Origin of the sequence: Nocardia shimofusensis NBRC 100134 (genome assembly GCF_001613125.1) — a bacterium.
GTDB classification, from domain to species: Bacteria; Actinomycetota; Actinomycetes; order Mycobacteriales; family Mycobacteriaceae; genus Nocardia; species Nocardia shimofusensis.
Window position 1 is genome coordinate 23257 of sequence record NZ_BDBT01000026.1, and the last position, 25409, is coordinate 48665.

Consider the following 25409-nt stretch of genomic DNA (forward strand, 5'->3'; position numbering starts at 1 on the left):
GGGCGTGGACGAGGTAGCGGCGGCAATCGCCGACCCGGTGCGGCGACAGATCCTGGAACTGCTGCTCGATCAGCCGCGCACGGCCGGTGAGATCGCCGGGCGATTCGCGATCAGCAGGCCCGCGATCAGCAGACATCTGCGGGTTCTGCGCGAGAGCGGCCTCGTCCGCGACGAAGCGACCGGACGGCAGCGCCTCTACTCTCTCGATCCGGGACCGCTGGCCGAACTGGCCGCCTGGATCGCCGATCTGCGTCGCACCGACACCTGGTCGCGCCGGTTCGACGCTCTGGACACCGAGGTCCATCGCGCCAGGCGCGACCGTCACGCCGGCACCCACTCCGCCGCGCATCCCGACACGAAGGAGAACACCGCATGACCACACCGGCGGGCCGACTGTTCGGCACCGACACCGGGGTCGACCTGGTCCTGACCCGCGCGTTCCGCGCCGGCATGGAGGACGTCTGGGCGAGCCTCACCCAATCCGAGCGCACCGCGCGCTGGTTCGGTCCATGGAAGGGCGAGCCCGGGCCCGGGCGCAGGATCGAGGTCCAGATGGCCTACGAAGAGGAACAACCCTGGATGCCGATGACCATCGAAGCGTGCGAACCGCCGCGACGGCTGGCGGTGTCCGCGGTCGACGACCACGGGTCCTGGTTCCTCGAAGCGGTGCTCGTCGAGACCGACAACGGCACCGAACTGCGCTTCACCCAGCATTTCGCCGAGGCCGACCGCGAGTCGGTCTCGCACACCGGCCCGGGCTGGGAGTACTACCTGGACATGCTCGTCGCCGCCCACGAGGGCACCCCCGCACCGGACTTCGGCGACTACTGGCCCGCTATGCAGGAGTACTACACGGAACTGAAGGCCGACTGACGACGAAAGGGCCGGTTCGGGCACACGTGGACGGCCCCGAAGCACCGACGTACTCGATTGCACCCGCTCACATACTGGCGGTCGAGACGCCGGGAGCGGGCCCAGGGACGCAGCAGCGATCGCCGCTACCGCCATATGCGCCGACCGGCGACTTCACTCGGAACTCCGCGTCCAGGGCGCCGCCGCACGGCGGTCCCGCCTCCCAGTCCGAAGCTGCCTCGGTCATCAACGCCGGCTCGATCCCTACACCCTCGACGACATGGCTGCGTCGCGATGAGTGACGTCAAGGAGTCGGGAAGAGGGTGCGCGCCGGATCGACAGCGGCACCGTCGAACACAAGGCCCCCGAACATGAGCTGTCCCATCTCGCCGAGGACCACCGACAAGGTGACCACAGGGCAACACTGACGGGAGCTGAAACCGTCTTCGTGGGGGACGTTCGGTCCATGGTGCGTTCGGCGATTTGGCGCAGCAAGCGGATACGGCGGCTCCACCGGGCGGGGCGGGAAACGGAGCCGGCGAGACTGTCCACCAGCGCGCCGACCGCGCTCACCGGTGCGAGCAAGTGACGTGGGTGATTGTTGACAACAGCCATTTTCGGCTCCTGGTTTCGGGTCGGCACGACGTATCAGCCCGCCGACGTGCGGCGCTGGGTCGCGGGATATCGGCCGCGAGCCGACGCCGCACTACACGACGCGCTGAGTGCCCTGATCGAGAGTGGCGACGATACCGCTCCCGACGCGGCCGACCGGGCACTCCTTGCGGTGGTCGACCTGCCCTACGCCATGATCAAGCGATACCTGAGTGTCGGCCGGCAGATCCCCGACCACGCGCCCGAGTTCGCCGAGCAGGCAGCGGCAGCACTGTTCGCTATGAGGTATAGCTAGGCACGCGAGGCGCTGGTTTGGATGGCCGACGGGTGACCACTTCGCTTGTGTTCGATTCAGCGCAGATCCGCGATCAGCAAATCCAATACGGCTTCCTCGTGGACGGCCAGATTCGTGCGGCTCATGACCGCGGAGAGTTCCGGATCCCACGGGGTGGGGACCGCGTTTCCGGCCAGCGGCAGGCGGGGTGTGCCGAGTTCTACGGCATCGAGGTAATCCTGAGCCGACATTCGCCACAGCTGCGCACCGAGGTTCTGCAATCGGCCCGCGATGGCGATCCCCGGCCAGTCGAAATCACCGTGGTATCGGAGGCGGATGCGGTCGGCGAGAACGACTCCCGCGGACGAGGGATTTCCACTGAAACACACGAGCGGCCGACGCACCCTGGTCTCGACCGCGCGCTGGAGAACTTGCGGATTCTCGCAAGCCGCGACAATGTCCCCGGGCACGGTCAGCGCGACGTCGACGGTCGACAGCTCGGCAACCGTGAGATGTGTGACGAGCCCGAGTTCGGCGCGACTGCACATCATCACCGACCACGGATCATTGCCGGGTGGCCGCAGCCCCCAGGTGAGCACGGTGCCCGATACCGTGTCGGCGGTGATCCCGGCCAGCTGCCACACCGCGATCCGGTCACGAGGCCCGACCGGGTCGGGCTGATCGAAAGCGAAACTCAAGGCGCGCAAGGCCAGTCGCCCGGCAAGACGATCGTTGTCGAGCGCGTGCGCGTCGCCGGCGACGAGGGTCGCGAGCTGGCCGAGCATTCGTGGCGGTGCGACGGGGTCCAGGGCGGTGGCCACGGCGTGTGCGGCGATGGCGAATTCGACCCGGGCGGTCTCGGGTGCGCGCATCAGCAGTCCGGTGGCGTGCAGCCAGCGTGTCCACTGCTGTACCCACGGTGCCGATGTCAGCCCGTGCTCGGCCAACACCCTGTCGACCTGCGCCCACAATGCGGTGACCGCGTCCTGGTGGGCGAGGCGCTCGGAGGGACGGTCGCGCAACGGGCCGCCGGTCAGGTCGGCGACGACGGGGACGAGCCCGCGGGCGGCGACGCTGCGACGCAACGCCGCATCCAGCTCCTCGAGCGACACTGTCCGCCGGCCTTGCGGAATCCGGCGGCCGAGCAGTCCGGAGAGTCGTTCTGCGGCATCGGTATCCAGTTCCGTGCGGATCGACCCGCCCAGCGAATGTCCGGTGCGTTCCAGGCGTGCCCGCAGTTGCTGCCACAGTCCGGTGAGGCCGGGCGCAGCGAGATAGTCGCGGAATCGGGTGGGCAGGGTCATCCACGTCCCACCGAATACAGTTCGGTGCGTTTGTGACCGTCCCAATGAATGTGGGTGGGGACCACGCAGCTGTCACCGATACGGCGGATCTCGTAGATGTCGAGGGCCGGGACTTCGCCGACGGTGCCCCACAGGGCGTGACCGGTCATCACGAAGTCGATGTCCAGGCGCACCAGCAGGCCCATCAGTTCGCCGATGGCGCGTTCGTCGACTTTGGCGAAGGCATCGTCGAGCAGCACCAGACGCAGGGCGTGGTCGGCGTCTGGGAGGCCGGAGAGGTAGCCGTCTGCGGCAGCGAACAAAGTTACATAGGAGACGAAACGGGTCTCGCCCTGGGAGATCTTGGCACGGCGCGAGATTCGTCGGGTCTGGTTGGGTCCGGGGCCGAGGATGGTGACCTCGATGGTGTGCCAGGCGCGGTAGTCGAGGGCTTGGCGCAGGTGGGTGGCGTAGACGGTGGCGCTGTCGGAGGCGCGCAGGCGGTCGACGCGTTCGCGGACCAGGGCGACGAGTTCGTCGTTGTCCTGCTCGGAGCGTACCTGGTCGGCGATGCCGACGAGATGCATCAGGCGGCGAAGTTCCTGGTCGGTGCTGTCGAGTTCCCAGCTGATCCGCACGCCGATGCCGTGGCTGGTCCGGGTGCCGCAGAGGCTGGCATTCATGGCGTCGACCAGCGAGCCGGCCTGGCGGACACGGCGGCGCAGTTCGTCGGTGATGCTGCCGAGGACGAATTCGGTGAAGACTTCGCGTTCGCGTTCGGTCAGGGCCTGCCTGCCGCGCTCCACCTTGTCCTCCAGGTATTTCAGGACATCGGGGAGGCTGTGGTGGTGTTCGGCGCCTTCGATGTGCACGAGGTGGGTGTCGTGTTCGACGCTCTGGGACACCTCGAGGTGGCCGGAGGTGTCGGCTCCGAACCGGGTCAGAGCGTTGAGCAGTGGGGTGACGCCGGTGGGTTTGCGGCCGCGCAGGCAGGCCGTGATCGAATCTGCCACCTGCCTGCATTCGGCGGAGTCGTTCACCGTGTGGACGGGAGCGATCTCTTCCGCCACGGCGGCGGGGCGCAGGCCGGGGAGATGGAGCCGCGCATTGCAAAGTTCGGCGGCGCGGCGAAGGCTGTCCCGGTGGGCGAGCAGCCGGGTTTCGGTGGCTTCGAGGGTGGCTACGGCGGCTGCCGCGCTCTTGGCCGCGTCGTCGCGCTCCCGTGCGCGGCCGCGCAGCTGCTGCTGGACGCGTTCGCGTTCCCGCTCACTGGCTTCGATCTCGGCTTCCAGCTGCTGCAGCGGCAGGTCGAGAGCTTCCCGCAGGGCCGTGAGCTCGGTGGCCTGCTCGGACCACTGCCGACGACACTGTTCGGCAATGTCCTCGTCCTCGCTGCGGCGTGCGCGGGCGTCGGTGAGCCGGTCGAATGCCGTGGCTGTCGCGGTGCGCGGTCGCTGGACGGCATGGCAGGTGCGGTCGAGTTCCGCGCACGCCCGGGTCGCTGTCTCACACGCGTTCCCCAGCGCGGCCAGGCTATCGGCGTCGGCGGGTAGCGCCATTCCCTCGCACAGCTCCCGATGCTCGTGCTCCTGCGCACTCCATTGCGCACGTTGCCGCGCGGCTTGCTCTCGGACACTGCGCGCTACCTCGAGCAGCTGGGCCGCCTGCGCTGCCCGGGTGCGCGCGGCCTCACGAGCCGCGACCAGTTCCCGAGACCGGGGGGCGGTGCCGAGATGAGTGTCGAGTTCGCTGCGGTGGGTGCGCAACGCCTGCTCGCGAGCTTGCAGGTCGCCGATCATCTCCGCGATCTCGGTGAGTTGCCGCCCGATCCGGGCCAGTTCGTCGTGGCGGGCGGCGGCTCGCGCGGTCGCACCGATATGGCGGGCGGTGTCGGGAAAATGTCGGCCGCAGAGGGTTCCGTTGCGCCACCGGCCGTCGCCCGATATCGAGGTCGTCGCCCGGTCGTCCTCCCAGCCCACCCCGGCAAGAACCCGTTCGACCCGGTCAGCGGCCCCGGGCACGGCGGGATCGGGGCACAGCACGCGGGACAGCGGTGAAGCGGGTGCGGAATGTGCTGGGCGGAGCAGTATCTCGCCGTCTTCGGCCAGCAGTTCGCCGTGCTCGGTCAGTGCCGCCGTCAACAGACCCGAGGCCAGCAGAGCGCCTTCGATTCCGGCCCGCACGGTCGGGTCGACTTCGTCGCGGAAGTCGATTGCCCGCCACAGCGGCATCCGATGCTCGGTCCGCTGCCACGGGGGTGTCGGCGGTTCGGGGTCCTCCTCGGCCTCGAGTCGGTACTGCCGTTCGCGCAGAGTATGTGCGGCCTGTTCGTGACCGTCGATATCGTGCCGGAGGCCGGCTGCTCGGGTGGTGAGCGCGTCCCGGGTCGGCTGGGCGAGATCGGTGGCCAGGTCGGCGAGTGCGTCCAGCAGCGAGTCGTATTCGGCGTCACCGCACAGGATCTCGGTGTCGGACAACAGCAGGGCCACCGTGGGGTGGGAGCGGTCCACGTCGGGCATCAGCCGGGCCGTGACGGGGGATTCGATCCAGGTGCGCCAGTTCCGGTTCACGGTGACCGCCAGGTCGTCACGGGCTGTGGCGGCCTCGAGCGCCGCCGTCTGCGCTGCTTGTGCCTCGTGTTCTTTGGATTCGGCCGCGTCTTCGAGACGGCGCACGTCCCCGTAATCGCGGTCGAGACGCCGTGCTTCCTGTTCGCGCCTGCCCGCCCGGTCCCGGCGGTCGCCGGCGGCCCGACCACAGTCGCGCGCACTCGAGCCGACCTCGTCGAGGTCTTCCGGAAACACCGTCGGAATCGATACCGAAGGGCGGGTGATCGACGTCGGAGCCTGATCCAGCGAATCCATGACCGTGTCGGTGCTGCGCGGCTCGTCACGGGTGTCCACGCCGATCGACGCCGGGAGCCGGCCGTACGGGAGTTCGACGGCAGCGAGCGCGCCGCATGCCCTGCTCAACGCTGTTGCCGCATCCTCGACGGCCGCACGCAGTTCGTCGGCTTGCGCGGTGAAGACGAAGGCCGCTGCATGCTCGTCGTCGCGAGCACGCCGGGCTCTGCGCGATGCTTGTTCGGCGGCGCCGCGCAACGAGGCGACTGTCTTCTGACGCTGTTCGAGATCTGCCACCTTCGCGAACAGCGGACGTGCCCGGAGTCCGGTCAGCGCACTGTCCAGTTCGCTCACTGTCGCGGTCAGGTCGACCACCTGCGCGGCAGCCGTGCTCTCCTTCTCCCGGAGCTCATCGAGCTGTTGAGCGAGTTCGTCGCGGGTATCCTGCGTCGCGTCGACATCCTCGGCCGCCTGCCGCAGCGATGCCGCGCCCTCGATGAAAACGCCTGCCGCATACCCGCTGTAAACGGCGTGGAAGCGGCGCACGTGGTCGAGAGTCCGGGCGAGATCTTGCTGAGCCAGACGGGTCGCGGTGAGCCCGTCGAGACGTTCACCCGCCGATTCGAGGGTCTGCTCGTCGAGCGGTGGCAGCGCATCGGACAGGATCTGTGGGAGCTTGCCCTCGTCGATGCGGTTGCCGACGTCGGGTGATCGCAGGGTGTGCAGCAACTGGATCAGGCCGGTGAACCTGTCCCGATCGGCTTCTCCGTGCAGTCCGAAGACGCGAGCCCGCACATTCTCGCGATGCTGTGCGGCGTCGGTGAGATTGTCGGCGCCGACGATCTCGCGCAACCGGTCACGTGACAACGCATCCCTGTTCACGTCGAGCAGCACCAGCTCCTCACCCACCCGTTTACCGGTGAGGAAGAAGTGCACGTCGCTGCGATGTGTCGACGCGCTGTATTTGATGTAGGCGCCGAGGGTGAGGAATTCCTCGGGCCGGGCCAGCTCCAGCCACAGATATCCCACGCGATTGGTCTGCCCGCGCGCGCCGGTGCGCATCAGCTCATCGAGGCTGACCTTCTGCGAGCCGGTGGCATCCATGCGGCGCCGGTCGGCGTCGAGCAGGAAGGGCAGCAGCATCTCCAGCGCGCGTGACTTGCCGGAGCCGTTGGCGCCGCGCAGGATCAGCCTGCCGCCCGACAGCGCGAATTCGGTGTCCAGGTATTGCCAGACGTTCACGACCCCGGCCCGTGCCAGGCGCCAGCGCTGGTCGAAATGCTTCACTGGATCAGCGCTCATGCCTGATCTCCTGTCCGTCCATCGGCAACGCAAGTTGGGTGGTGCTGACCCGGGGGCGGTACCGGTAGGCCGGTGGCAGCAGCCGCATTCCGGTGGCATGGGCACGCACCAGACACAATGCGGTCAGGAGGGCGACGATATCGGCGCGCAGCCGATGCGGGGCGTCGGCGTATTCGGTCTTCCACACTCGCTTGTGCCGTTCGGTCAGGGCGGCCAGGGTGCTGTCGACGGTCTCCCAATCGAATTCACCTGCGGCCGTATCCTCCTCGGTACGGTCCACCAACTCCCCGATCAGCAGCAGCGCCGCCTGCTTCACGGTGCCGGGACCCGGGAAATCGATATCACTGAGCGTATCGGCGGGATCGTAGGCGAGGGCGCCTTCGGCGCGGACCTCCAGCACCACACCGAAATTGTCGTTCAGCAGGCGTGCCAGTTCACTGCGCTCGCGCGAGAGGACATCGAGTTCTTCCGGGGTCAGATCCTCGCGCAGCACCACCGGTTCCTCGGTGAGCCTGCGGCGCAGGCGGCGGCGGGGTGCGCCGCTGTCCGGTGTGAGTACATCCTCGGGCCGCGCCGACGGTCCGATCGCTCGCACCAGCAGGTGTGGCAACAGGGGGCGGCACACCGTCAGCAGCGCTTCGCCGCCGTGGTCATCGCCCCACTGCGCCACCGTGCCGTCGGTTTCGGCGAGGACACCCCAGTCGATCAGCACCGTCAGGGCCGCGACTATGCGTCGACGCTCGGTCAGTTCATCGGAGAGGGTGACGCCCTGCTCGGCCGCGTCGGCGCGGATCTGGGCCACGAGCTGGGATATCAGGATCTGCTCGCCCACGCCCGGAGCAAGCAGTGCCGCGCAGGCCGAGGCGACGAGGGTGTAGGTGCGAGCATCCAACGGCATACCGCTGCGCCGCGTGAGCGTGCGGGTCGGCGCGGTGGGCTCGGGCGGTGTCTTGACCAGGCGCGCGAAGCTCGGTTCGACGATCAGGTGATAGCCGAGGTGGGTGCTGAACATCGTGCGCAGCACGGTGGTGTGGCGTCGGATGAGGGCGAGTGACTCCGGGGCTCGGGAAGCTGTCACGATCGGCGTGAACAGCAGGATGCGCGCCGCCTCACGGACTCCGGAGTCGTCCTGGGAACGGGTGCCGAGTGTACGAGTTCGACCGCTGCTCATCGAGCCGTCCGGAGTGTGGTCGGCGCGATGTCCGTCCCGACGGCGCGAACCGACAGAACGCAACCTTCGACGGTCAATGCACCGTCCGGAGATTCGATCCGGGTGCGCCCGCCGGGCGTGGACTCCAGCACCAGACCCAGATCGTGGTCGGTGATGTGGGTGGGCTCGTTGAATTCGGACTGCACGGCCAGCAATCGCGCCAGCTGGTCCAGCAGCACCGCGCGAGCGGCGGGAGACAGTCGGGAACCGTCCAGATTCCCGCACGCGATCAGTTCCACGGCGGCCGCACGGTGACGCTGCGCTTCTTCTTGTGCGGCGGCTTCGACCAGCCGGCGATCCGCGGTGGAATCGGGAACGCGCGAGGTCCGGCCCCGTGCGATCCGGTTTCCGCGCTCCCGCAGCGATACCGGCACTTCGATGGGGTCGGCCGCGGTCCACGAGGTCGTCGGTGTCACGCGGGGATCGGGCTCGTCGGGGCCCAAGCCCAGATGCCGTGCGGGCCACGTCCCGAACGCGGCGGCGAACAGCCGGCTCGCCTCCTCGTCGGACGAATGATCCAGCCACGATGCCAGCCGCAGCAGGTCCGCGCGGCGCGAATAGCCGGTGCGCGAGGAGTCGAGTATGCGTTTGGCATTGGCGATCAGCTGACCGAGGGCCTGCCCCGCCGCGTGACGCAATTGCCCGGGCCCGGACTCTGCGCCCGAATACCATTGGTGCAATTGGGTCCAGTCGCTGCGGGTGCGGCCCTGCGAGCGTTCGATCGACACCTGCCCGCCCAGACTCAGACCCGGCAGCGCGTCCAAGGTGGCCAGCAGTTGATCGAGGCGAGGCAGTACCTGGTCCAGTGCGCGCGCGATCAGCGGGGCATGCCGATTCACATCGGCGTTGATGAGATCGACGTAATCCAGCAGCAGGGTCTTGAACTGCGTGTACTCCGCACCCCCGAGATCGAACCGGGACAGCACACCGGCGAGGTAGGCGTAGAAGTCGGTGACGCTCGCGGTGAACAACCGCTGATTGTTGAACACCGTCGTCACGATCCCCGCCAGACATTCATCACGTTCCGTGCTTCCCGCCGTATCCAGCAGCGTCGGGATCTCGCGCAGCGCTTCGGCGATCTGCCCGAGCAACTCCCGGGCGACCTCGCGGGCGCTGTCGGTGGTCTCCATGATCTCGAGCGCCCCACGATGAACCCGTCCGCCCAGGCTGGAGACCTGATACCGCGAGCGTGCCTTGAGATATTCGGCGACCGTGTTCACCCGCGCATCCCGCAGTGACGGCACCAGATTCCCCCATCGGACGAGCTGCTTGCACCGGCTCTCCACCACCTCTGCCGCCAGCGGGGTCCCGGCCGAGGTCAGTTGGTCGGCCACTGTCGCCGCCGACATGTCCGCCAGCAGCGACGCCGTGAACAGGGACATGATCGCGAGGTAATCGTGGCGTTCGTCGGCGGCCAGATAGCGGAACAGTTCCAGGTTCGTCGCCCCGTTCGGCTCCGCACCGGTTTCTGTGCGATCCCCACCCAGCATGCCGACCACGATAGACCGGATGACCGTCGGCGTCGCCGTCTTCCGAAGCAGGCCGGGCCGGTCGATCTCCGAACTGAGATCACCGTAGCGGACGCGGACGCCGCAACCATCCACCTCGAGCAGATCGAGAAGCAGTTCGGTATTGCCGACCCCGTGTTGTTCGCCTGCTCACCGCGACATGGTCACATCCGCCGCACACTGAGCGCTGGGAACTACTGCACATGCACCCGTGCACATCCAATGCCATATCCGGTCGCCTCATCGCAGCAGCGCATCATCGGGGCAGAACGGCAAGCCTCGCCGCGCGTTCCGCGCACTCCTCGAGATCTGCCCATGCCTGCACCGAAGAGCCCCACCACGCCCCCGCGTCACACCGTAGTCTCAGTGGCGCAGAGCGCTCCGACATCGGTGCGCTCGCGACTACGCTCGGCGCGACAATGCTGTGCACAGCCGATCGCTTCGAGCACACGTTCTCCTCAGGGCTGGCGGATGCGTTCGGCCTATCGCAAGGTGTGTCTGGCACCATCACCGTCTCCCACGACCGGCGGTCACGGTCTCTCCGATTTTCAGATCTTGGACCCATGCCCGGTTCCCCTTTCGTGCAGGGCATGCCCTATTTCGGCACCGCCAGTACCAGTTGCCGTTCCTCCTACGCTTGAGATCCACTTCCCTTTTACGGCAGCCGCCGCATCGAGGCGGCCGAGAAAACACCCCTGCATGCTGTGCGCTGAGAATCTTCTTGGCGAAGTGGCTACCGCGCATAGTCAGCATCACTTCACGAGTACTGCTCTGGGACAGCACATTGAGGCTGCCCAACATCACGAGGCGATCGTCGATGACAATGATCTTTTGATGCATCTCGTGCACGCAGACGATGCTGTCGACCACAGCGGCGAGTTCGTCCACAAGGTCTTGGAATTTTGTTTGGATCTTATCGTCGGGGTCACGAACGAATACCACGATCCGAACCCCTCGTGCTGCGGCGTCGGCCAGGACCGGCAATAGTGTCCGCAGCCGATTGGCCGTCCAAGGCGACCATATCCAGATTGATTCACGGGCAGCTTCCAGATGACCGGCAAACGTCTCGTAGAACGTGATCTCATCCTGGATATCGGAAACCTCCACATGACGGGAGAGAACCTCCGCCAGCCGCGACCCCACCGGTCCGAGCCTGTCCGGCGACGCGAACGGCGCGATCAGATCAGTGGCGGCGAGTCGGCGGACCTTCCTGCCCTCGAGCATGACCGCCAGTTCACCCAGAGCTGTGTCACGCGAGGCGCGCTCGATGCGGCTCAGGCTGCCGATCAGGTATATCCGCTGCTGCACACGGGTCACCGCGACGTTGAACAGGCGCAGCCCGTCACGGGCAAACTGTCCACCCCGTGCGCCACGGCCCGCGCGGGCCATCCACATGCCCTCACCATCGGCCGACTCGACCAGATCGAAGATCACGACGCCGAACTCGCGTCCCTGGAAGCGGTGCGCTGTGCCGACCTCGGCGATCATCGCCCCGCCGATCTCGACCTCACGCATCGCTTCGAGCGTCGCGTCAACCTGCAGGGTATAGGGCGTGACGACACCGATGGTTGTCCCGTCTTCGACGTGCATCTCCGCGATCGCCCGCGCCAACAGCACACCCGCCGGCCACCATCCCTTCGCGCGACCTGCGCGATAGATGTGGCCGAGATCGGTCAGGCCGTCGGTATCCACGAGAACGATCTCCGCGTCACCCACGTTTGTGGTGGCAGTCCTGGCTTCGATACCCGGCCCCGCCTTCAGGATCCCGTCGTAGGCGATTCGGTTGGCCAATTCCATGACGGTCGGTCCGAATCGGTGCTGAACGTCGAGCGTGATACAGCCGGGATTGTCCTGCGCTGCGCGAGCAGTGTCGATTCCACAATGGTCGAATACTTCGGTGCACAACCATCGTCGCATATCCGAGCGATCGGTACTGCGCAGCGCCTGGGGCACGACCGGTCCCAATTGCATGAAATCGCCGAGCAGGACCGCGGTCCGGCCTGCGGCCGCCACAGCCGTCAGGACATCGGGAAGCGCGCCTGCGCCGACCTCGTCGACGAGGACCACGTCGTAGGGCCCCTCGACGGCAGCGGGTGTCGTCCGGAACCTGGCGAGCGTCGTGGCGACCAGCCGCGCAGACCGAATGATCTTCCCTTGAGCATCTTGCGCCAAGGCGCGGTACTGCTCTTCGAGCTCCTGATGTTGTTTGCGCAGGACATCCGCATTGCGACTGTCGGCCTCAGCAGAAGAGCTCAGCAATTCGTGCTCGGCATACTTGGCCGGAAACCCACGCCGAACCGCCGACAGGACCTCCTCTTCCGCCGCCTTCGTGAGCTCGAGTTCGTTGCTCAGCGTATGCAGTTCTTCGCTGGTCTGTTGCAGCAATGCAGTTCGCTTGCGGCGTAGGGATTCCGCTGCCTGGTGTTCACGAGCGAAGCGGTTGATCTCCGCACGGCCCACTTCGGTAAATGCGGTGATGCGTTCGATCTCCTTATCGAGAAAACCGATACGAAGTCCGGCGGGTTCGGCGACCGAGGCCTGTGCTGCCACCGCAGCCGCCAGATCCCTGCGTAGCGCAGCCACCTCTGCATCGGCGTCCGATCGTGCCTTCCTGTCTCGGAACCGTGCCCAAGCTGTTCCGTTCTCGAGCTTCCGCAGTTGTTCTTCAGCCTTGGCAAGAGCCGTTGACCGCCTGGCAACCTCGATGTCGTAGCTGCTCAGCTCGGCTTCGAGCCGTTCCTTCTCGAGGCGATGGGCATCGATGTCACGCCATCTCGCTCTGTCCGCTGAGACCGCCGAGTCCTGCCTGCTCGCCTGGGCGGCTGCTGCCTCGGCCGCCTGGGCAGCCGCTGCCGCGTCCGTATGACGGCACGTCACATTGTCTATCCGCACCGAGAGGACTTCGGGGCTCAGCTCGGGAACTTGTAGACGCTTCTGGGCACGCCGGTACCGCGCGAAGTCGAAATCGACCAGAGCGTCGGCAAGCGCCTTGCGCCGGATGTCGCGCTCGGCAATCGCAGTCAGCTCCGCCGCGACGTGGGTGCGCTGCCGTTCGATGTCGTCGAGCCGAGCACGAACAAGAAGTGGCAGGCACACCGCATTGTCGGCAGCAACCTCCTTCAAATGTGGTGTGCCGACCCGCACTACCTGCCCTGGTGTGCCGCGAACCGCCGGCGCTACCTTCACCACGACGTTGTCCACCGCGATGTTCGTAGCCGAAACCAAGAGGATCCGCCGTCCCACCGCCATCAGATCGATGATCGCCCGCGTCAGCACTGAGGTCTTTCCGGTGCCCGGCGGTCCCCACACCATCCACAGTCCACGACCTGAGCAGGCTCGGTATGCGTGCTGCTGTGCTGGCAGCAGTACCTCATCCGCCGGACTGACCGGCGCCAGTTCACCCCCCAGTTCTCCACGTGCAAGGGAGCCGGCGAGGCGCTCGTCGGTAATGCCCGCGATCCCATCGATGAGTGAGTCGATGAGGAACGTCGGTGGTTGTTGATAGAGCCACAGAGTGGGCTCCACGGGATCGGCGAACTCCGCGACATGCACGCGAATCGCGCCGCCCTGCTCGGTCACCTCCATCACGGAATGACCGTTGCCGGCGGTGGTCCTGTCGGATTCACCCAATCGAAGGCTCTCCGCCTGCAGTTGCTCCATCGACAGCTGCGACCCTCTGATGTCCACGACGAATTCCCCCGGCCGCCGTCCCCGTATCGCGCCGCCGACCCGCCGCCACGAGGGCACGTTTGCTCCCGCGTCCTCCAACGCCCGCCAGCTGCGCAACGCCACAAGCAACTCTTCACGCCAGCCCACCGCTACCCCCTGCAATCACCCTCGAGCGCCGCTGCCCGGCCAATTGTAGATTTTCGTTGGGAAATGCACTGTGTCATAACGGCATTCAGCCGACGGCTGGACCTACATCCGTGACGGCAGCGGCGATCATCACCACGCCGGCCGGGATGGCGGAGGCGGCACCAACTCGACAGCGCCTCCGGGCGGGGCGGAGCCACGCGCCGAGTGATCTGGAACATGCTGCGATCCGCGAGGGTTGACCACAACATTTGTTGAGGTTTCAGGATGAACTCACACGAACCGCACCGCCTCACCTCAGGAGATCATCATGAGCACCACCACCCCTACCGTCGACCACACCGCCAGCATCCCCGCACTGAATCGTCCCGTCGCCCTCTTCGGCGCGATCGGCGCCGCTCTCGTGGCCAACCTCGTCGTCTGGCTGATCGGCGCGGCCGCCGGTGGCACATTCGAAATGACCGACGCGGGCCGGGTGCAGAGCGTGGCCCCCGGCGGGATCATCGTGATGACCGTCGTCCCGATGCTGATCGGTCTCGGCGCGGCGGTACTGCTGTTCTACAAGTGGATCGGCGTGCTGCGCGTCGCTGCGGTGATCGGCTCGGCGCTCGCCGTCGCCACCATCGGCATGACCGTGAGTGCCGACTTCGACACCGTGTCCACGATCGCACTGTCGATCACGCACCTGACGCTGGTCCCCGCTCTCGTCGTCGCCACCGAGGGCTTGCGCCGCAGCCTGATCGAAGACTGAAACGCACGGACGAGGAGGCCGCATCCGAGCCCGGATTTCAGGGGCGACACAACACCGCTGTCGGTTGATGGTGGATGAGAGCACCGCGAGGCGCTCGGCCGGGTATCCCAGCCGAGCGTTTCGCGCAGATGCTCGGCGATGCTGGACGGTCGCTACTGACGGTTAACGGCCCACACTTCGCACCGATCGGCCCGTTTCCCACTGATCAGCGAGCTTTCGAGCGCTGCCCACGCGCGGCTAAGTTGGGTGCCGATTCTCCTCCCCCGCAACAGGTTAGAGCTATCGCCGCAGCTGAGCGCCGCGGCGGCTTTCGATTCGATATGTGATACGTTCCACCGAAACCTCTGCCTTGCTGTGAGAATCACCACCATCGTGGTCATGCTCTCCTCCCGAGATCTTGATTGCGATATGTTCGCCGCGAATGGTGCCGTCGCCCGCGGGTCCGGGCATCGGACGCTGCGGACGCCGCCGTTCCGCTGCGTCGCCCCCCGTCAGTTCGTTCACCGATGGCCGCCGCGGCCCCGTTCCACGGTGCTCCTCGGTGTTACCCGATGTGTGAAGGAAGACCGTGTCAACAGTCGCGATCCGGATTCTGGTCCTGATCCTGAGCATCCTGTCGCTCGGCGTCGTGGGCGCGCCCGCCCAAGCCGAACCGCTCTACCCCCAGCCGGACCCGGATCCGTTCTACGCCCCGCCCGCCGACCTCGGCTCCCTACAGCCCGGTGACGTGGTGCGGACCCGCCGGATCGACACCATGCCCTATGTGGGTACCGAAGGCTGGCAGGTGGCATTCCGCTCCACCAACTCCGGCGGCAACCCGATCATGGGCGTCACCACCGTCCTGATCCCTGTGGGCGTGCGCAACCCGCCGCTGGTTTCCTATCAGGCGTTGATCAATTCGCTCGGCTCGCGCTGCAACCCCTCGCGCTCGCTGTTCAACGGCGAACTGCAGGACGCCGTCGGCGCGATGCTGCCCATCGGCCGCGGCTGGGCCATCTCCCTGCCCGATTACCTCGGTCCCAACGTCGCCTACGGCGCCGCGAAGCTCAGCGGCATGGTGACCCTCGACAGCGTGAAAGCGGCGCAGCGCGTCACCGAACTGGGCCTGGCCGATTCGCCGGTGGCGATCGCCGGCTACTCCGGCGGCGGCATGGCCACCGCGTGGGCCGCAGCCCTGCAGCCCACCTACGCCCCGGATCTGAAGATCGCCGCGGCGGTCGCGGGCGGCGTTCCCGCCGACCTGGAACAGATGGCCCTCAGCCTCGGTTTCGACCCGCACCCCGGCTTCGGCCTCGCCTTCGCCGCCGCGATGGGACTGGAACGCGAATACCCCGACCGCCTGCCGATCTCGGACCAGTTGAACGAGAACGGTCTGTGGTTCCGGGAGTTCACCCACGACGCCTGCCGCCGCTTCCTGCTCTTCCACGGCGCCTTCCGCAGCGCCGAGCAGATGGCCGCGTCCAAGAGCCTGATGGACAGCCCGCAGGCGCGAGAAGTGCTGCGCGAGAACAGCTTGCGAGACTTCCCCGGCGTCCCCACCGTTCCCACCTATCTGTGGCAGGGCCGCTACGACACCCTCACCGCGTTCGGCCCGCTCGCCGAGACCGCCGAGCGCTACTGCAAGGCGGGGGCACCGGTGCAGATGGTGCCCTACGACATCGCCGAGCACATGACGGCGGCCGTCGCCGGGTTCGCGGACGCCTGGAATTACGTCGAAGCACGATTCCGGGGTGAGCCCGCGCCGACCAGCTGCTGAACCACACCACCGAACGGTGTGCTGATCAGCGGGGGTCCAGTTACGCTCCTCGATATGGCACCGGTCCCGGACAACACGCCGCCGGCCGGTAACGGCGTCGGGTTGGCAGCCCTGGTGCTCGGCATCTTCGCGGTCGCGTTCGCGTTCATCCCGTTCGCGGGGGAGTTTCTCTCCGCGCCCGCCGGATTGGCCGCGGTGACAGCGGGTTTCATCGGCTGGGATCGGGTGGATCGCGGCATCGCGACGAATCGAGCGGATGCCCTTGTCGGCGGCCTGCTGGGAGCACTCGCCCTGATGACGGCCCTGCTGGTCTACGCGGCGACGAGCGGGACCGGCTGACCGCTCGCACAGCGCCCGGCGACGCGATCGAATCCGCTGTTCCGGTGGAGAATGGACGCGTGAGTGACGACGGCACGAGCGGTTTCACCTATCCAGCGGTCGGCGCTACGGCGGGCGAAACGCCGCCGGGTTATCGCCGTTTCACCCGACGGCGCCGGATCGGGCACGGTCGCCCGCTGTTCGATCGAGCGAGTGCCGAGGTCATGACCTACCGGATGCTCGAGGGCGCGGGCGTCTTGCACTCCGCGAGTTCGCCCGTCGCCGCACCGGGAACACGCGTGGTGGTGCGGCTGGGCGTGGGGCCCGCGGCGATTTCCGCGGCGTGCCGGGTCGTGTACATCATCGACGACCCGGACCGTCGCGGATTCGCCTACGGCACACTGCCCGGTCATCCGGTCAGCGGAGAGGAGCTGTTCGCGGTCGAGTACGACCCCACGGACGAATCGGTGTACGCCGTGGTCACGGCTTTCTCCCGCCCTGCGGCGTGGTATCTCCGGCTCGCCGGGCCCCTCGCTCGTGTGGGGCAGCGCTGGATGGCCGACCGATACCTGGCCGCGTTGTCTACCGAGTGAGCGATCCCGGTCACCGAATCGTCGCGCGGCGGCGGAGCCGTGTCACTGCGGGCGCTGCGACCAGAAAGCGCAGTTGTGCCGGAGGGCGAAGTCATCGGTCATGGTGCTGTGTGTCGCCCGCATGGCCAGGGCGGGACCGTCGGTCCGCTCTGCGTTCGGCGCGGGCCAGGCCTGCCACTGCTGTGCGCCGGGCTCGTTCGGATCGCCGACCCGAGCGAAGGTGCTCCACCAGCGCTGCATCCGCTCGGCGAAGGCCGCGGAGGCGCCGGTCCACGGCACCGGCACGCCCATGATGCCGGTGAACAGGTAGAGCAGTTCGGCGGAGTGGAACGCGCCCGGCAGCAGCGGGTCGGCCGCGCCGAAGGGCGCCTGGTCGAACTCGTACTGCCACACGGGATGGCCGGTGTCGCGGGCGAGGTGGCTGGTCCACAGTGCCGGGCAGGCGAACAAGCCGTCGGTGACCACGGCGGATTGAGCGGCCGCGGGTGAGGGGTACTGCGCGATCGGATACCGGTCGAGGATCGCGTCGGCGTAGGGGCCGAATGTTCGCCGGACGTAGCCGGCGTAACTCGCGGCATCCGGGATACGGCCGCGGGCATACTCGGACTCCGCGACCAACTGCGCGCCTTCATTGCTGTTGCTGCCGATGATGAGGGGAGTCTTCCGGTCGTCTCGGCGCAGTGCGGCTTCCGGTTGCCGAGTGATGACGGCACCGTCGACGGTGGGGACCCAGGTCGGGGCAGATTCGTCGGGTTCGACGGCAGGCGCGGCCAGCAGAGTCGCGGCGGGCAGAGCACGCAGGCAGGACAATCGGGTCGCGGGGTCGCCGCATCCCACGCTCTCGGCATAGCGCGCCGAGCGGGCGAAGGACTCGTCCCGGCCGCCGGGAACCATCGGCGACCGCACGCACGAACCGCTCTGCACGACGGCCTTGTGGAACAGGCCGTCGGAAGCCGGGGCAGCGAAGTGCGCGCACACACTTCCGCCGCCTGCCGACTCGCCGAAGATCGTGACGTTGGCCGGATCGCCGCCGAAAGCCCGGGCGTTGTCACGCATCCATCGCAGGGCGGCCTGCTGGTCCTGGATGCCGATCGTGCCGGTGGCGCCGCCGGACTCGGCGGCCAGTTCGGGGAGCGACAGAAAGCCGAACGGTCCGAGGCGGTAGTTGGGTATCGCGACGATGACGTCGTTGTCGGCGACCATGCGTGTGGGGGTGTATTGGCTGTTGGATCCGGTGGTGAAGCCGCCGCCGTGGAAGAACACCATGACCGGAAGGGGACGGTCGGGTACCCCGTCGGGTGCGTAGACGTCGATCGTCAGGCAGTCTTCGCTGGTGGGAGCCGCCGGTGGCAGCCCGGGGACGAACCCGTTCTGTGGGCACGAGGGTCCGTGGCTGTGCGCGGGCCGGATGCCCGGCCACGACGGCGCGGGCTCCGGCGAGCCGAACCTGGCTTCGCCCGTGGTGGACGCGGCGAACGGAATCCCGAGGAATCCGATGGTGCCGTGGGTGGCGGAGCCGGCGATCTCGCCGCCGGTCACGGTCACCTGTTCGAGCGGCGACGCGACGGCGGGCGCCGGCATACCGAGCGACGAAAGCCCGGTCACCGAAATCAGGGAAACCACGGATCGCACGAGCGAACGAATCATTTGTTCAACCCCTCCGATACGGTGTGCGTCGATCAGCGGTGACAAACTCTCGGCGGCGTGCGTCGACGATCCTAGAGGGACGACACACCATGGTTGCGCACCGAGACGGTCGGGCGAAACGCGCGGCGGGTGCGATTCAGCCGTCGTAGGAAACGTGCGGCGTCCACTCCCCTGCCGGTCGAGTCGCCGCCGCGTGCAGCGCCGCCGCCACCTTCTCCCTGCTGAACGCGCCCTTGTCGAGCACGCCGTTGACCTGCACCGCGACCGCCCGAATGCCCTCCGGCGCCAGGGTGGCGTCCAAGCTCGTCACCAGATTGCGCACCGCCGCCTTCTGCACCCCCAGCGAGGCGGCCTGGTTCCACGGCTTGTCCGCCGCCGCGCTGCCGGTGACCAGCACCCGCGCACCCTCGGCCAAGAACGGGCGCGCCGCCTGGACGGCGGGCAACAGCGCGGCGGCGCCGACGGTGAAGTCCGCGATCAGCTCGGCGACCGACAGCTGCAGCGGATCCGCCTGCCGGAACACGCTCGGATTGAAGTGCAGCACGTCGATACGGCCGTAGCGCTTCCCGACCTCGCCGACGACCCGGCTCACCTCGTCGGGATCGCCGAGATCCACCCCCACGCCCGCCGCGATCGCGCCCTCCGCCCGCAACTGCTCGGCCAACGGCTCGGCGTCGTCGACGAATCGGGCGGCCAGCACGACGGTGAACCCGTCACGCGTGAAAAGGCGGCCGACCGATAGCCCGAGGCCGGGACCGGCGCCGAGGAGGAGAAGCACAGGAGCAGTCATGGACACAAGGTATGCGACCGGAGTCGAGGCGCCCCCAGGGTGGTTGCTGCCGATTGCGTCGAGGAGCTACACGCGCAACGGAGCAGAAGGCGGGAAGACGACCGGCAACGTGGTCAATGCTCGGTGGAAGGGACCGGGGCGCCATACGAGTTCCTCCGGAGGGACCGCGAGTCGCAGTTCCGGGAGGGTGTCGAGAAGATGATCGATGACATCCTGGGCGAGCAGGAGCCCGTAGGGGCGGGCCTGGGCAGGGCAGGCGTGGTCGCCGGTGCTGAACGCCAGGTTCCACCCGTTGTCGAGGTATTCGCCGGTGTTGATCTCCGGATCGGTATTGCAGGCGGCCATGCTGATGATGACCGGCTGATCCGCCGGCAGCCACTCGCCCTCGACCAGAATGGGCTGGCGAGGATAGGTGATGCAATAGTTCGCCATCGGCGGGTCGGTGGCCAGCCGCTCCTCGAGCGCGGACCTGGTCGACAGGGGAATTCCGTTCTCACCGCTGGTGAAACGAGGGTCGGTGAGCATCAGCAACAGCGTGTTGGCGATCAGGTTCACCGGCGGTTCGACGCCCGCGGCGAACAGCAGGACCAGCTGATGCACCATCTCCTCGTCGGACAGCCCGGCAGGATGCTGGACCATTCTCGTGGTGACGTCGTTACCCGGATGGGCGCGCTTGAGGGCGGTGAGATCGAGCAACGCTTCGCTCATCATCGTGTTCACCGTTTCGGTGTCCACACCGTCGAACATCGCGGCGCTGGCGGTCGCGACTTGCTCACCGATTTCCGGCGGGCAGCCGAGTGCCTGACAGAAGACCGAGAAGACCAGCGGAAGGGCGTACTGGTTCAATATGTCGGCGCGACCGTCCTTGCAGAACGTGTTGACGATCGGCACGGCGGAAGTCTCCACCGCGGATCGCACGGAGTTCAGATCGATCCCGGCCAGCGCGTAATTCAGAACGCTGCGGTAGCGAGCGTGCTCGGTACCGCTCGTGCGAATTGCGTTGGGCCGGTACTCGATCATCGGCATGATCGGGATATCGGCGGACACCGTCTTCTGCCAGACGCTCGGATCGGCCGGGAAATGGCCGGAGTCACCGAGGATCCGTACCGCGGTGCTGTATTTGATGACCAGGGTCGCGGGCACGCCGGGCCACATCTCCACCGGCACCAGCGGCCCGTAGTTCATCTCGCGCATCTGGCGGTAAGCCTTGTGAGGGTCGGCCGCGAATTCGGCCGTGTAGATGGGGATTCGCGGTCCCATGCCCTCGATCGACCGCTTGGGGTCAGCGGTAGCACCCTGAAGCGGGTGATGCGGATGCACGTGATCTCCTCGATTTCGATTGCGGCAGAACGGTACTCGAGGCAACGGCCGAGCGCCTCGGTCCGGGCTCGTGGTCATGGCCCCGGACTGCCTGTGCGCGTTGCTCTTTGCGGAGAACACTGTAGGCGACCGTCGCGGCTGCCGCACGACAAGGCGCCACTGGTCGGGCCGTTCGACAGGCTGTCGGGGGCCGTAGGGCCCGCCGACGCTGTCGCGAACCGCGCGGGCAGGGCCGTCCCGATCGGAACGACCCTGCCCGACCTCGGTCCGAGGCACGACATGACAGGCCCGGCAGACGGGCGAACCTACGCACGCCCCTGCCGAACCTGCCTCGGCGAGATCAGTTGCCGTGCTGGTCGCGGATGCGCGAGTCCCAGGCGGCGGGCAGATCGTCCGACAGCACCGGCGCGCCGAGGATCTCGTCGTCGAAGCCGAAGGCGTCCAGCAGCGCGGGCAGGTGGTCGACGAGGTTGTCGATGGCCTGGCGCAGCTGCTGCTTGATCGTGTCGACAGCGGCGACGTCGAGCAGACCGTGCGTCAGATACCACGCGGCATTCCGGTCGATGTAGTGCAGGGCGAACACATCGCGTACCGCGGCGATCTCCGGATGAGTGGTGCTCTGCAGCAGCCCCAGAGCCTGTTCGGCGCAGTAGGCCTCCGCGAGGTCGAGCGCCTCGGGGATCACCGCCAACCGGTCTTCCAGCGTGGACGTCGCCAGGTGCCGCTGCGCTTCCTTCACGATTGTCAGGGTGCGAGCGTTGAACAGCCGCTCGCGGGCACCGGGATCGGCGGGGTTGTGCAGCTCGGGGTGCGGCGTCGGCTTGCCTGCCATCTGCTTGGCCAGGACGCGACCGGCCACGGAACCGAGGACATGGCAGTCGCCCTCGCCGGTGATGGCCGCATGACAGACGCCGAGGTAGTCGGCGACCCGGTTGGCGCTGAACATGCCCTGCGCGCCCATCTTGATGCGGCTGTGCGTCACCGTGTCCAACGCGTGCAGCTGGATGAAGTGCTTGGCCAACATCACCGACACCACGGTGTCGCGATGGGTGAGGTCGCTGTCGGCGAGCTGGGTCTTGATCGCGTTGCCGTAGACGGTCCGGACGACGGTGCCCGCCAGGTCGGTGATCAGGGTGTCACGCACGTGCGGAATGTCGAGCATGACGGGGGTGTCTTCGAGCGTCAACGGCACCACCCGCTTGGTGGCGTAGCGCAGGGCGATGTAGAGCGCGGCGCGGGCCGAGGCATTCAGGCACGACGACAGCGCCAAGCGGCCGACGGTCAGCTGGCTGATCGCCGAGGGGAACGCCCGCTTGCGGCTGGCCTCGTCGCGCCAGGTCAGCACCCCCTCGTCGTCGATGGTCGCCAGGTCGTTGCTCAGCCAGGCGCTGCGCTCGACCCGGAGATTCTCGAAGCTGATGACGGAGTTGTCCATGATGACGAGCGGCTGGTGGTCGAGCTGGGTGATCGTCACGCCGGGGGCCGCGGCGCCGTCGGCGTCGCGTAGTCGCGCCGTGAACAGGTGCACGCCCTGATCGACGCCCGCCGCGTCGATGAAGCGTGCGCCGACGACACACACCCGGGACACCGGGATGCCGACGCTGGGCATGAACTTCCGCGCCCGCGGGTTCGGGGTGTTGATGACGAACCCGTCCCCGTCCCAGGTCGCGGTGGTCTGCATGAATCCGATGTTGGAGCCGCAGCCGTACTCGGTCAGCAGCATGACGCCGATACTGGAAGCGTCGTCCAGGTCCTGCAGATACGGCGCGGCGGCCTCGGGTTCGGTCAGGGTGGCCAGGCTGCCCGAGGCCAGGTTGTAGTGGCCGGAGATCAGCGGGATCAGGTCCGTCGCCAGCACCGCCGACCAGTCGAATACCGCGAACAGTTCCGGCAGGTCGGTCGCGACGTCGCGGGTACTGCCGATCTCCTTGACCAGGTTCCGCAACTGATCGTAGGCGTTCTGCCGGCGCTGCTCCTGGCTCTGCTTGTCCGTGACGAGGAAGTCCGGATTGCTCAGGATCTGCTGCAGGCGCTGGTGAAACTCCAGGCTGCCGTGCCGAAGATAATCCGCCAGCGCCTCGTGCCCGTTCGTACCCATCATCGCTCCTAGCTCACTTCCGACCCCAGCCCACCGCTGGGGGACGTTCAGGCCACCGCTGCGAACCTTCGACACAACGGGGCCAACCGGTGCCACGTGCTCACAAAGACACCGAAACACCGGAGAGGTGGAGGCGTGCCTGTCAAAGCTTCATTCCCCCATCATCTTTCGCGTGATCTTCCAGCCCCCATGCCACGGCCGACCGCCACAGCAGGCGGTTCTGTTCGCCTCGGCCACACTGCGCGCGCAGGTCACCGAGCCGACATGCGGTCGTGTCGGCCTGTGAAGTCACCGGTGCCGCAGAGTGGTCTTCGAGCGTCTGCGACACAGGAGGGATTGTGCCACAAAACATCTCGTCGCTCAGGGCGAGTCGTCGACTCGAAGGGTTGCGACACGAGTCTTCGCCGAGCTCATCGAATCCCTACTCGGGATCACGCGGGAGGCGCCACACGATCCGGCCGGGAGCCTGCGCTCCCGGCCGGATGGCTGGAGAGGGTCACACCAATTCGGGCACGCGCAGGTGAGCGAAGCCCAGCCGGAACTCGGCCACTTCGAGGACCTCGGCCCCGAGCTGCCGGATCACCCCGGACCTGATCCGATCCGTCTGCGCGCGGCTGCTTTCCAGCTCCTCGATGCTCGACCAGACCGTCGAGCCCACTACTCGACCGGTTGCCCGGTCGACGAACAGGCTGGCGCTGCGGAATCCCTCGATTTTCTCGAACTCCGGCAGGGGGCCGGTCTTGAACATCTCGATCATCCGATCGATGTCGGCCGGATCGAGTTGCATCCAGGTGCATCGGGTACATGCGCGTGGGCCGGACAGATGGTCGCGGTGCATGACCGCGACTTCCCATTCTTCGACCTTCTGGGCCTGCCCGTTCAGCGCCTGGGTCAGACCGTCACGCAACGGCTGGACGCGCGGCCTGCTGGAACGCAGCGCATCCTCGGATTCCCACGCGGTCGTGGCGATGCAGCGCCCCGTCGCCCTGTCGACCATCAGCGACAGGCCGACCCATCCTTCGAGTTCGGCCAGATTCGGCATCAACTCGGTGCGCAGGTATGTGATTCCTCTGTCGATCGACGACGGCTGCGCCGCGATTGTGCTCGAACGTGCGTACACAGGCCACCTCCTACTCCAGAAGGGCGGCGCCCCCGGTGGACGCCACCGGACATACCCACTGTCCTCCCCGGGGGCCGTCCACACAATGCGGCGGCCGAATGCCGGATGAGCGTTGACGCACCGCCCCGCGCTTGTAACACTCGCTCGAATGAAGACAACGACGTCGCCCGCCGGGGAGGTGACGGCGGTGGGCCCGTCCGGGCAGAAGGATGAGGACGTTCTGTTCGCCTTCACCGGCCGGACCTGGGACCATGCTCGCACCATGGCCGGGGTCTCGCTGCTCTGCGAGTGGGCGGTGCGGCACGGCTCGACCAACGAATCGGTCCTGTCCGGTTCCCACATAGCTCCGGAATCGCTGGATTCGCCGCACGAGCTGGTGACGGCCCGCCAGGAGATCACGGTGATCCGGAACATCCTGCGCCAGCACGCGGACCGTCGCGGTATCGGGACCGAGATCGGCAAGCAGTACCACCTGACCACCTACGGCCATTTCGGCTATCTGCTCGTCACCTCCGGGACCGTCCGCGAAATGGTGAGCAACGGCCTGCGCCACGCGCCGCTGTCGTTCGCCCTGTCCGAGATCCGGGCGTACGCGACCGCGTCGGGCGGGTTCCATTCCACCTACAGCGCCGATTATCTGCCGGAGCCGATCCGGCAGTTCGCCGTGGAGCGGGACATGGCGGCGAGTATCCAGATGCAGCGTGAACTGTTCCCCGATCCGGACGCCGTGCGGCTGGCCGAGGTCCGATTCGCCTCCGCGGAGCCCCGGGAACCGGATGCCGTCCAGCGCGAGTACTTCGGGGTGCCGGTGTCCTTCGGCCATCCCGTTTCCGGGCTGGTCTACGAGACCGGCTACCTGGATACTCCGCTGCCGCTGGCCAACCGTCATACCGCGTCGGTGATGGTGGACCAGTGCGAACGGATCAGGTCCGAACGGCTGCGCTACACCGGGGTCACCGCGCGGATCAGGGAACTCCTGCTGACGCGTCAGTGCCTGGACCTGACACTCGAGGACGTGGCGGCACAGCTGCACTACGCGCCGCGGACGCTGCGCCGCTATCTGCACCAGGAGGGCACGAGCTTCCGCGAGGTGGTCGAAGAGGTGCGGCGCAGTCTGGCCTACGACCTGCTGCGTGAGCGCGCCGTCCCCCGGGAGGAAGTGGCGCGGCGGCTCGGCTACCACGACTGGTCCAGCCTGGCTCGCGCGCTCCGCCGCTGGAACATGTCCGGCCTGTCGGAGGCGCCGCGGCCCGCGCTCTGACCGGGTTGGCCTGAACTGTCGTTTTCTGGCCCCGGACGTCCTGTCTTCGACGCCGCGC

At 67.4% G+C, this 25409-nt stretch carries 18 protein-coding genes; 8 read left to right on the forward strand and 10 right to left on the reverse strand.

Translation table 11 applies throughout. The annotated features are described in order from the left end of the window. The first annotated feature begins 4 nt into the window (after window positions 1-4). The 3 genes from NS3_RS21825 to NS3_RS21835 all read left to right on the forward strand — a co-directional run bounded on the left by NS3_RS21825 (window position 5) and on the right by NS3_RS21835 (window position 1759). Entirely contained in the window at window positions 5-376 is a 372-nt protein-coding gene (locus NS3_RS21825; RefSeq protein WP_067862724.1) for a metalloregulator ArsR/SmtB family transcription factor, read from the forward strand. After that, on the forward strand, window positions 373-873 hold the full coding sequence (locus NS3_RS21830) for an SRPBCC family protein (RefSeq protein ID WP_067862725.1): 501 nt from the start codon (window positions 373-375) through the stop codon (window positions 871-873). The genes NS3_RS21825 and NS3_RS21830 overlap by 4 nt, the downstream gene beginning before the upstream one ends. Window positions 874-1453: 580 nt before the next feature. Continuing rightward, window positions 1454-1759: a hypothetical protein gene (locus NS3_RS21835; protein WP_157101466.1), complete on the forward strand. Its 306-nt coding sequence runs from the start codon at window positions 1454-1456 to the stop codon at window positions 1757-1759. Between the two features lie 56 nt (window positions 1760-1815). Here the strand turns inward: NS3_RS21835 and NS3_RS21840 are convergent, their stop codons facing one another. From NS3_RS21840 to NS3_RS21860, 5 genes are all read right to left on the reverse strand, one after another. Beyond that, entirely contained in the window at window positions 1816-3042 is a 1227-nt protein-coding gene (locus tag NS3_RS21840) for a TIGR02679 family protein (RefSeq protein WP_067862729.1), read from the reverse strand. Beyond that, window positions 3039-7166 (reverse strand): TIGR02680 family protein, encoded by a 4128-nt coding sequence (locus NS3_RS21845; RefSeq protein WP_067862731.1) that lies wholly within the window; start codon window positions 7164-7166, stop codon window positions 3039-3041. The genes NS3_RS21840 and NS3_RS21845 overlap by 4 nt, the downstream gene beginning before the upstream one ends. Beyond that, entirely contained in the window at window positions 7156-8337 is a 1182-nt protein-coding gene (locus NS3_RS21850; RefSeq protein WP_067862733.1) for a TIGR02678 family protein, read from the reverse strand. The genes NS3_RS21845 and NS3_RS21850 overlap by 11 nt, the downstream gene beginning before the upstream one ends. Continuing rightward, a complete protein-coding gene (locus NS3_RS21855) occupies window positions 8334-9866 on the reverse strand; it encodes a TIGR02677 family protein (RefSeq protein WP_157101468.1) in 1533 nt (510 codons plus the stop codon). The genes NS3_RS21850 and NS3_RS21855 overlap by 4 nt, the downstream gene beginning before the upstream one ends. Before the next feature lie 525 nt (window positions 9867-10391). Further along, the gene (locus tag NS3_RS21860; RefSeq protein WP_067862737.1) at window positions 10392-13700 is read right to left on the reverse strand and encodes an AAA domain-containing protein; all 3309 of its coding nucleotides are present in this window, start codon (window positions 13698-13700) and stop codon (window positions 10392-10394) included. A gap of 307 nt (window positions 13701-14007) precedes the next feature. Here NS3_RS21860 and NS3_RS21865 point away from each other — a divergent pair, with 307 nt between their 5' ends. The 4 genes from NS3_RS21865 (at window position 14008) to NS3_RS21880 (ending at window position 17115) form a co-directional block, all read left to right on the forward strand. After that, a complete protein-coding gene (locus tag NS3_RS21865; RefSeq protein WP_067862739.1) occupies window positions 14008-14448 on the forward strand; it encodes a DUF6069 family protein in 441 nt (146 codons plus the stop codon). Window positions 14449-15016: 568 nt separating this feature from the next. Further along, the gene (locus NS3_RS21870; protein ID WP_245649745.1) at window positions 15017-16204 is read left to right on the forward strand and encodes a lipase family protein; all 1188 of its coding nucleotides are present in this window, start codon (window positions 15017-15019) and stop codon (window positions 16202-16204) included. A gap of 54 nt (window positions 16205-16258) precedes the next feature. Continuing rightward, a complete protein-coding gene (locus tag NS3_RS21875; RefSeq protein WP_067862741.1) occupies window positions 16259-16543 on the forward strand; it encodes a hypothetical protein in 285 nt (94 codons plus the stop codon). Window positions 16544-16602: 59 nt separating this feature from the next. Further along, window positions 16603-17115, forward strand: a complete 513-nt coding sequence (locus NS3_RS21880; RefSeq protein WP_067862743.1) for a DUF1990 domain-containing protein — start codon at window positions 16603-16605, stop codon at window positions 17113-17115. A 42-nt stretch (window positions 17116-17157) separates the two neighbouring features. Here NS3_RS21880 and NS3_RS21885 read toward each other — a convergent pair whose 3' ends face one another. From NS3_RS21885 to NS3_RS21905, 5 genes are all read right to left on the reverse strand, one after another. After that, entirely contained in the window at window positions 17158-18720 is a 1563-nt protein-coding gene (locus tag NS3_RS21885) for a carboxylesterase/lipase family protein (RefSeq protein WP_169811669.1), read from the reverse strand. A gap of 178 nt (window positions 18721-18898) precedes the next feature. Next, complete coding sequence (locus NS3_RS21890) at window positions 18899-19552, reverse strand: SDR family NAD(P)-dependent oxidoreductase (protein WP_067862747.1); 654 nt, start codon at window positions 19550-19552, stop codon at window positions 18899-18901. Between the two features lie 66 nt (window positions 19553-19618). After that, window positions 19619-20812: a cytochrome P450 family protein gene (locus tag NS3_RS21895; RefSeq protein WP_157101469.1), complete on the reverse strand. Its 1194-nt coding sequence runs from the start codon at window positions 20810-20812 to the stop codon at window positions 19619-19621. A gap of 400 nt (window positions 20813-21212) precedes the next feature. After that, a complete protein-coding gene (locus NS3_RS21900) occupies window positions 21213-22970 on the reverse strand; it encodes an acyl-CoA dehydrogenase family protein (protein WP_157101470.1) in 1758 nt (585 codons plus the stop codon). A gap of 496 nt (window positions 22971-23466) precedes the next feature. Next, window positions 23467-24090, reverse strand: a complete 624-nt coding sequence (locus NS3_RS21905; protein WP_067862752.1) for a hypothetical protein — start codon at window positions 24088-24090, stop codon at window positions 23467-23469. A gap of 148 nt (window positions 24091-24238) precedes the next feature. Here NS3_RS21905 and NS3_RS21910 point away from each other — a divergent pair, with 148 nt between their 5' ends. Continuing rightward, window positions 24239-25351: an AraC family transcriptional regulator gene (locus NS3_RS21910; RefSeq protein WP_067862753.1), complete on the forward strand. Its 1113-nt coding sequence runs from the start codon at window positions 24239-24241 to the stop codon at window positions 25349-25351. The last annotated feature ends 58 nt before the right edge of the window (window positions 25352-25409 follow it).